An 8,026-nucleotide genomic window follows, 5' to 3' on the forward strand; every position below is an offset into this window, starting at 1 on the left:
GCCCGCCGAAAGGCGGGCGATATCATGCAACCGGGCAGTGTCTGTCACAGCACCAGCGGCAGGAAGAAGCTGCCTCCTCTGCGGATGATGCGCATGGGGAACTTGCGCCCCTTGGGCAGCTTTCTGATGAGGGCTTTCAGCTCCTCAGGCGAGTGGACTGGCCGGAAGGCAATGCTGACGATGATGTCACCCGGCTGCAGGCCCGCCTTGGCTGCCGGACCGCCGGTCACCTGAACCACCTTGACGCCATAGCGAAGATGCAACGCCGCCTTCTCTTTCTCGCTCAGCGGCTCCACCACGGCGCCAAAGTCACTGGCCGCGGCCGGCTGCTCGGAGGACGCCGCGGACTCGCTTGAACCGGACTTGGCAGCGATCTTCACCGTCAGCGTCTTGCGCTTGCCCTTGCGCAGCACCACCACCTTCACCTGCTTGCCCACAGGGGTCATGCCCACAAGCGGCGGCAGGTCGGAGGACTTCTCGATGCGCTGGCCGTCGTATTCGATGATGATGTCACCCGGCTCGATGCCCGCCTTGGCCGCGGGGGAGTTCTTGCCCACTTCGGCCACCAGCGCGCCATAGGGCCGCTTCATGCCGAAGGCGGCGGCAAGATCGGCGTTCACCTCCTGAATGGTGACGCCGAGGAAGCCGCGCTCTACCTTACCCTTGGTCATCAACTGGTTGGCCACGTTCATGGCCACCTCGATGGGAATGGAGAACGACAGCCCCATGTAGCCACCGGATTTACTGAAGATCTGCGAGTTGATGCCCACCACCTCGCCACGCATGTTGATCAGCGGGCCGCCGGAGTTGCCGGGATTGATGGGCACGTCCGTCTGGATGAACGGCACATAATTCTCATCCGGCAGGCTGCGCCCCTTGGCGCTGACGATGCCGTGGGTGACGGTGTAGTCCAGCCCGAAGGGCTGACCGATGGCCAGCACCCACTGCCCCACCTTCAGCTGGCGTGAGGAGCCGATCTTCGCCGCCGGCAGACCCTTGGCGTCGATCTTGAGCAGGGCCACATCGGTGGCCTTGTCACGCCCCACCAGCTTTGCCTTGAACTCGCGCCGGTCGGACATGCGCACGATGATGTCGTCCGCCCCGTCGATCACATGGTTGTTGGTGAGGATGTAGCCGTCGGAACGGATAATGAAACCGGAACCGAGCGAATGCACCTCCTGCTGCCTGGGCGCCTGCTGCAGCTGACGCGGATCAATGCCGAAGAAGAAGCGCAGAATCTCCGGCGGCACCCCCTGAAACTGCGGCGGCAGCGTCTTCAGATGCTTGGTGGTGCTGATGTTGACCACCCACTTTTCCGTCTGCTCGGCCAGCTGTGAGAAATCCGGCAGGTTGACCTGCACGGGCGCGGGCTGCGCCGCCGGTGCGTTCTGTGCCGACTTGCCAAAATCGAAAAAGGCCTGGCTCTGGCTGCTCACCAGCAATGCAGCAGCCAGCGCCGTGCCTCTCAACCAATATCCAGCCATTGTCTGTCTCCTTGCGTAAGAATTCTTGTCATCATCGGCGGCTCGATCCGGGCGAACCGCCGCACCACACCCCACCCGGCAAGCATACCGACAACCGCCCCCAGCAAGGCTGACCATTCCATTGAGAACAGCGCCCTGCCCACCAGACCGCCGATGAAAAACCCGAGCAACGGGACGCCATAGGCCCACAGGCTCTGGCGCAGCAGCGCCCCTTCCGACAGCGCCAGCACCACCCGGTCGCCCGGTCGGGCATGAAGCGTGTTGGGTAATTTAATGGGGGCGGAACGGGCGGAAAACAAGTTTTCCAGCACGCCTGTGCCGCAGGCACCCTTGGCGGCACAGCTGCCGCAACCGCTCTGGCGCACCGTCTCCACCCAGGCCCATTCGCCTTCCACCCGCACCACCGTGCCGGTGCTCTCGTGCATCATCGACTCGCTCATGGTGTAGTAGTATAGGCAACCCGAACCGACGTAACGCAACCATGGTCCACACGGAACGCACCCGCACCGACGTGCTCATCATCGGCAGCGGCATTGCCGGGCTCACCTGCGCCCTGCACCTGGCCGATCACTGTCAAGTGACCGTCATCGCCAAGACGTCACTGGACGAGGGCGCCACCCGCTGGGCGCAGGGTGGCATCGCCGCCGTACTCGATCCTTCCGACTCGGTGGAGGCTCATGTGGCCGACACCCTGGCAGCTGGCGCCGGTCTGTGCGACCCGGCCATCGTGCGCCATGTGTCCGAAAACAGCCGCGCCATGATCGACTGGCTGGTCTCCCTGGGCGTGCCCTTCTCCCGCTGCGAGGCCAGCGAGCACTGCCCCACGCCCTTTCACCTGACTCAGGAAGGCGGACACAGCCACCGCCGTGTCATCCACGTGGCCGACCACACGGGCCGCAGCGTGGAGCAGGTGCTGCTGGATCACGCCAAGGCCCATGAGAACATCTGCCTGATGTCCCGACACGAAGCCATCGATCTGCTGCGGGATGACGGCACCATCATCGGCGCCCATGTGCTGTCGAAGAATACCGGCACCATCAAGACCATGCAGGCGCGTGCCGTGGTGCTGGCCACAGGCGGCGCCTCCAAGGCCTACCTCTACACCAGCAATCCGGACACCTCCACCGGCGACGGCATCGCCATGGCCTGGCGCGCCGGCTGTCGGGTGGTCAACATGGAGTTCAACCAGTTCCACCCCACCTGCCTGTATCACCCCCACGACCGCGCCTTTCTCATCTCCGAGGCGGTACGGGGTGAAGGCGGCATTCTGCGCCTGCCCTGGGGTGAACGTTTCATGCATCACTACGACGAACGGGGTGAGCTAGCGCCGCGGGACATCGTCGCCCGCGCCATCGACTCAGAGCTGAAGAAACACGGCATCGACCATGTGCTGCTGGACATCACCCACCGGGGCCCGGCCTTCATCCGGCGTCACTTCCCCACCATCTACGAGCGCCTGCTCAAGGTGGGCATCGACATGACCCGCGAGCCGATTCCCGTGGTGCCCGCGGCACACTATACCTGTGGCGGCGTGCTCACCGACATCGAAGCACGCACCGATCTGCCCGGCCTGTGGGCCGTGGGTGAAACCGCCTACACCGGCCTGCACGGCGCCAACCGTCTGGCCAGCAACTCCCTGCTGGAAGGACTGGTATTCGGGCGGGACGCCGCCCGCTCCATCCTCCAATGGCTGCAGGACACGCCACCGCGGAAGATCAAGGCGCCGCTATGGGACAGCTCGCGCGCCCGCGACCCGCAGGAGCAGGTGCTCATCAGTCACGACTGGGACGAGATCCGCCGTACCATGTGGGACTATGTGGGCATCGTGCGCTCCGACCAGCGCCTGAAACAGGCGCAGAAGCGCATCCGCGTCATCCAGCAGGAGGTGGAAGACTACTACTGCCGCCACACCGTCAACGCCAACCTGATCGAACTGCGCAATCTGGCGCTGGTGGCCGAGCTGATCATCCTCAGCGCCCGCCGCCGCAAGGAAAGCCGAGGCCTGCACTACAACAAGGACCACCCGGACATGCGCAAGACGGCACGGCCCACCGTGCTCAAACCGCGTTGACCCGCTAAAATTTCCGCATCCGAACGATCACCGAGGAGCTCCGTTCATGAACGCAGACTGGCAGCAGTTTCTGGAACAGCAGGGCGCGCAATTTGACGAACATGGCCGCGTGACTACCTTTGGCGAACCCGATCTGGAACGGGTGCTGGTCAAGCACGGCCCGGTGGCCGTGCCCCTGACCGGCATGGCGCTGGTCCAGGTCAGCGGCGAGGATGCCAAGACCTTCCTGCAGGCACAGCTGACCAACGACATTGAGGAGGTCAGCAACAAGACCGGCCAGCTGGCCGCATGGTGCGATCCCAAGGGGCAGGTGCTGGCGCTGTTCTGGATCCTGATGTACGAGCGCGACTATTACCTGATCTTCGACGCCAGCCTGAAGGAGACCATCCTCAAGCGGCTGCAGATGTTCGTGCTGCGTTCGAAGGTCACCCTCACCGACCGCAGCGATGATCTGGCGCTGGTGGGTTATGGCGGAGACTTCGGCGACCTTGATCTTCAGCGGGCGCTGGACGCCAAGGTCAAGGAAACCTGGTCCGCCGCCATGGTGCCCATGGAAGGGCTGCGCAAGATCAAGGCCATGAAGATTCCCGGCCCCTACCACCGCTACCTGCTGCTGGGGCCGGTGGATCAGATGAAACAGGCATGGGAAAAGCTGCTGGTCAACGCGGACCGCTGCAACCAGTACGACTGGCACCTGATGGACATCGTCGCCGGCATCCCGGTGGTCACGGACGCCATCAGCGGCCGGTTTGTCGCCCAGATGCTCAACCTGGACAAACTAGGCGCCATCAATTTCAAGAAGGGCTGCTTTCCCGGTCAGGAGATCATCGCCCGGCTGCACTTCCGCGCCACCGTGCCCAAGCGCATGTTCCGCCTGCACAGTGACGTGCCCATCGAAGCCACGCCCGGCGAGACCTACTCCGCCGAAGACGAAAAGGGCAAGCGCATCGAGTTCGAACTGCTGTGGCAGCGCCCCGACCCCATCGAAGGACAGCTGGTGCAGGCGGTGGCCAATGTCAAGACACTGGCCCAGGCCCAGGGCGACCTGAACGTCAATGGCCAGCCGCTGCGCATCGAGCCGCTGCCCTATCCGGTGCTGGACGAAGACTGAGCCGGGGCCGTATGACCGCCTCCCGCCGGGGAGGCTCGTTCAAGGCAAAACAGGCTCACTGCCCGGGAATCATCCCGGACTCGGTGGGCATGTTGGGTGCGCCCGGTGCAGGCGGCGGAGCGATGATGTGACTGTTCCACAGAGAGCCGAACAGCAGCCCCAGCGCCATGGCCACGCCGCAGACGGTCAGCCAGCGCTTGCGGCGCACCTTTTCGGCCTCCGTGGCGGTGTCCGGATCAAAGTCACGGAAATAGAGCAGGATGAAGCCGGTCAGCCCGGCGATGAACAGCAGATTGCCCAGAATGGGCAGATGGAATACCAGTGCGGCCACCGCCGTCACCAGCACGGCGGCAAACGCCCACAGTAGTGCATTCATTGAGTCTTTCTCCCAGAGTTGGAACGGAGGTATTGTAGCGGATGTACAAGCTGGTCTTCTTCGTCCCCGTCACCCACGTAGAACAGGTCAAGCAGGCGGTGTTCGACGCCGGCGCCGGACGTATCGGCAATTATGACCGCTGCAGCTGGCAGGTGCTCGGTGAAGGCCAGTTCCGCCCCCTTGATGGCGCCAACCCCTTTCTCGGCCAGCAGGGCGAGGTGGAGAAGGTGGCCGAATACCGGGTGGAAATGGTGTGTGACGACGCCCACATCGAGAAGGCCGTGCAGGCGCTCAAGGCGGCACACCCGTATGAGACGCCGGCCTATGACGTATGGAAGCTGGCTGACCTGTGTGACTGACCTCTTTGATCAACCGGCTTGAAAGGTCCACACAAAAAGATTCCCAAAAAGATGTTGATTTCCGAATTTTCTTATATTATTATGAAGTCTCACTGTTACAGACAGTGACCTCCTCTTGAAGAGCTTTGTTTGAACTTTCGTTCGTCCGAATGGAAAGGCACCCGACATTCACCGTTGAATGTCGGGGTTTTTTATGCCCGCCTGATGAGTCGGGCAACCTGTGCTGAATGGCAAAACGGGAGATTCAACGGCCCAGCTTGTCCTGATCCAGATCACACACCTTGCGCATGCGCAGGCCGTTGCTCTTGACGAAGTTCATCACATACTCATACATGCCCGGATTTTCCTGCTCCAGACGGTCGTCGATGATGAGGCACTTCTGTCCGTCATAGAGCTCCGGGTGCAACAGGTCGGAATAGACCAGGCGGTGCTGCTTGCCATAGCTGGCCATCATCGAAGAGATCCGGTCGATCCAGTCGCTGGGACGGAACTTGCGCCCATCCTCGGTATAGCCTTCGATAATGTATTTGCAGTGCACCTTTTCCAACCCTTTAGACAAACCTCAAACAGCGGAATTCTACCACACTCCGGGTCGGCAAAATACCGCCAAAGATGGCATAATACCGCCTTTGTCCAACAATCCCGGCAAGAGCGATGACCCAGTTTCCCACGGACGATCTGCGCATTCGCGACATCACCGAAGTGGTGCCGCCCAGGGACCTGCACGAACGCTTTCCCATCAGCGATACGGCGGCACGGACGGTCCATGAAACCCGCCGGCAGATTCACGACATCCTCTACGGCAGGGACGACCGCCTGCTGGTGGTCATCGGCCCCTGCTCCATCCATGATCCGGATGCGGCGCGGGATTATGCCGAACGCCTGAAACATGAGGCCGAGCGCCATCGGGAAGACCTGCTTGTGGTCATGCGGGTCTATTTCGAGAAGCCGCGCACCACCGTGGGCTGGAAAGGTCTGATCAACGACCCGGATCTTGACGAAACCTTCAAGATCAACAAGGGGCTGGCGCTGGCGCGCGAGCTGCTGCTCGACATCAACAACATGGGCGTGCCCGCCGCCACCGAGTTTCTGGACCTGATCTCCCCTCAGTACATCGCAGATCTGGTCAGCTGGGGCGCCATCGGCGCGCGCACGACCGAGAGTCAGGGCCACCGCGAGCTGGCCTCCGGCCTCTCCTGCCCCGTGGGTTTCAAGAACGGTACCGACGGCAGCATCAAGATCGCCGTGGACGCCATCCGCGCCGCCATGAGACCGCACATCTTCCTGTCACTGACCAAGGACGGCCGCTCCGCCATCTTCTCCACCACCGGCAACGAAGACTGTCATGTCATCCTGCGTGGTGGCGCCAAAGGGCCCAACTATGACGAGGCGTCCGTGATGGAAGCGGTCGAACAGCTCAAGGCCGCCGGCGTGCAGGAAAGACTCATGATCGACTGCTCCCACGCCAACAGCAACAAGCAGTACGAACGCCAGCTGATCGTGGCCGAGGACATCTCCCGCCAGCTGCGTGAGGGGCAGAGTGCTCCCTACATCATGGGCGCCATGGTGGAAAGCCATCTCAAGCCGGGGCGTCAGGACGTCATTCCCGGCCAGCCGCTGGAGTATGGCGTCAGCATCACCGACGCCTGCATCGGCTGGGACGACAGCGAACAGGTGCTCAAGCTGCTGGCCGAAGGCGTGCGCGCCCGTCGTGAAAAAAAATGAACCGGACTTGACGTGGGCGGCTGCCGCCGCCCACCCAAACCCGTTCATCCATTCCCGCAATCAGGAGCACCTGCCCCATCTGCATGGAAATCCATTCTTCCTGAGAATCTGACATTTCGGCAAACGCTCATTCAGACCCTCCCAAGTTCCATGCTTCCTGGCGCCCTACTGGATCATTTCAGTGGTTAGATGAATGATCGGCCTGTTCATCGCGCTGGTTGCCGGCCCGCTGTGGGCCGTGGCGCACGCGCTGCCCGAATCCGAAGGTGGGTTTTTCGGGCGCTGGTCGCTTCAGGGCTACCAGCTTCTGCTGGGTGTGATGCTCCGGCCCATGTTCATGGTGATCGCGCTGTTTGGCGCCATGATCCTCGCCAAGCTGGGCATGGACGTCGTGCTGCTGGTATTCGGGATCGCTTCTGACGGGGCGCTGATCACCGGCAGCAGTTGGAGCATTCTCGGCGGGCTGGTCATGGTGGTCATCTTCACCCTGATCGTGATCACCGTGATGAACAAGACCCACGAGCTGATCTACCTGCTGCCCGACCGCGTGCTCCAGTGGATCGGCGTCAGCGGCATGTCCCTCGGCGAAGATGCCGTGGCTGGCCGTGTTGAGGGAGGTGCCGGTCAGATCAAGAGTGGGGCGCATACCGCTGTGACGGCAGGGGTGAGTGCCATGCGCAAGGCAGGAGTCAAAAACTCTCAGCAGAATAACTCCAGCCATGAACCCAATCCGTCCCACCAGACGGAGGGTGGAGAGACTCCAAGCGAAAGAGGTAATTGATAAGACGGTTATAAAATTCAACCCCGGTCTTGCGCCGGGTTTTTCTTAGGATACAATGCAACTAGAAACGGTTGCAAAATGACGCGAAAAGATCGGCTGGCAGACAAATTCAGGGCGGC

General features: G+C 62.0%; 9 protein-coding genes. 5 read left to right on the plus strand and 4 right to left on the minus strand.

Annotated features, from left to right (window positions below):
* Positions 1-44: 44 nt before the first annotated feature.
* Positions 45-1,484, minus strand: coding sequence for a DegQ family serine endoprotease (locus F8K16_RS08430; RefSeq protein ID WP_294949406.1), 1,440 nt, complete (start codon positions 1,482-1,484; stop codon positions 45-47).
* Positions 1,466-1,924, minus strand: coding sequence for a SoxR reducing system RseC family protein (locus F8K16_RS08435; protein WP_294949409.1), 459 nt, complete (start codon positions 1,922-1,924; stop codon positions 1,466-1,468). The genes F8K16_RS08430 and F8K16_RS08435 overlap by 19 nt, the downstream gene beginning before the upstream one ends.
* 41 nt (positions 1,925-1,965) lie before the next feature.
* Between F8K16_RS08435 and nadB the strand changes: the two genes are divergently transcribed.
* Positions 1,966-3,555 (plus strand): L-aspartate oxidase, encoded by a 1,590-nt coding sequence (gene nadB, locus F8K16_RS08440; protein ID WP_294949414.1) that lies wholly within the window; start codon positions 1,966-1,968, stop codon positions 3,553-3,555.
* 46 nt (positions 3,556-3,601) lie between these two features.
* Complete coding sequence (locus tag F8K16_RS08445; protein WP_294949417.1) at positions 3,602-4,666, plus strand: folate-binding protein; 1,065 nt, start codon at positions 3,602-3,604, stop codon at positions 4,664-4,666.
* Between the two features lie 55 nt (positions 4,667-4,721).
* Here the strand turns inward: F8K16_RS08445 and F8K16_RS08450 are convergent, their stop codons facing one another.
* The gene (locus tag F8K16_RS08450; RefSeq protein WP_294949420.1) at positions 4,722-5,042 is read right to left on the minus strand and encodes a hypothetical protein; all 321 of its coding nucleotides are present in this window, start codon (positions 5,040-5,042) and stop codon (positions 4,722-4,724) included.
* Positions 5,043-5,083: 41 nt separating this feature from the next.
* On the opposite strand from F8K16_RS08450, the gene F8K16_RS08455 reads away from it, so the two are divergent.
* The gene (locus F8K16_RS08455; protein ID WP_294949423.1) at positions 5,084-5,401 is read left to right on the plus strand and encodes a YqfO family protein; all 318 of its coding nucleotides are present in this window, start codon (positions 5,084-5,086) and stop codon (positions 5,399-5,401) included.
* Positions 5,402-5,645: 244 nt separating this feature from the next.
* Here the strand turns inward: F8K16_RS08455 and F8K16_RS08460 are convergent, their stop codons facing one another.
* Positions 5,646-5,939, minus strand: a complete 294-nt coding sequence (locus tag F8K16_RS08460) for a DUF3579 domain-containing protein (protein ID WP_294949426.1) — start codon at positions 5,937-5,939, stop codon at positions 5,646-5,648.
* A 116-nt stretch (positions 5,940-6,055) separates the two neighbouring features.
* On the opposite strand from F8K16_RS08460, the gene F8K16_RS08465 reads away from it, so the two are divergent.
* Positions 6,056-7,126, plus strand: a complete 1,071-nt coding sequence (locus F8K16_RS08465) for a 3-deoxy-7-phosphoheptulonate synthase (RefSeq protein ID WP_294949429.1) — start codon at positions 6,056-6,058, stop codon at positions 7,124-7,126.
* Positions 7,127-7,319: 193 nt separating this feature from the next.
* Positions 7,320-7,907 (plus strand): DotA/TraY family protein, encoded by a 588-nt coding sequence (locus tag F8K16_RS08470; protein WP_294949432.1) that lies wholly within the window; start codon positions 7,320-7,322, stop codon positions 7,905-7,907.
* The last annotated feature ends 119 nt before the right edge of the window (positions 7,908-8,026 follow it).

It is taken from the genome of Sulfurivirga sp., from assembly GCF_015490265.1.
Lineage (GTDB): Bacteria > Pseudomonadota > Gammaproteobacteria > Thiomicrospirales > Thiomicrospiraceae > Sulfurivirga.

Coding starts and splice junctions, on each gene's coding strand:
- F8K16_RS08450 (WP_294949420.1), bottom strand. CDS start 5,042: ATGAATGCACTACTGTGGGCGTTTGCCGCCGTGCTGGTGACGGCGGTG.
- F8K16_RS08430 (WP_294949406.1), bottom strand. CDS start 1,484: ATGGCTGGATATTGGTTGAGAGGCACGGCGCTGGCTGCTGCATTGCTG.
- F8K16_RS08455 (WP_294949423.1), top strand. CDS start 5,084: ATGTACAAGCTGGTCTTCTTCGTCCCCGTCACCCACGTAGAACAGGTC.
- F8K16_RS08465 (WP_294949429.1), top strand. CDS start 6,056: ATGACCCAGTTTCCCACGGACGATCTGCGCATTCGCGACATCACCGAA.
- F8K16_RS08435 (WP_294949409.1), bottom strand. CDS start 1,924: ATGAGCGAGTCGATGATGCACGAGAGCACCGGCACGGTGGTGCGGGTG.
- nadB (WP_294949414.1), top strand. CDS start 1,966: ATGGTCCACACGGAACGCACCCGCACCGACGTGCTCATCATCGGCAGC.
- F8K16_RS08445 (WP_294949417.1), top strand. CDS start 3,602: ATGAACGCAGACTGGCAGCAGTTTCTGGAACAGCAGGGCGCGCAATTT.
- F8K16_RS08470 (WP_294949432.1), top strand. CDS start 7,320: ATGATCGGCCTGTTCATCGCGCTGGTTGCCGGCCCGCTGTGGGCCGTG.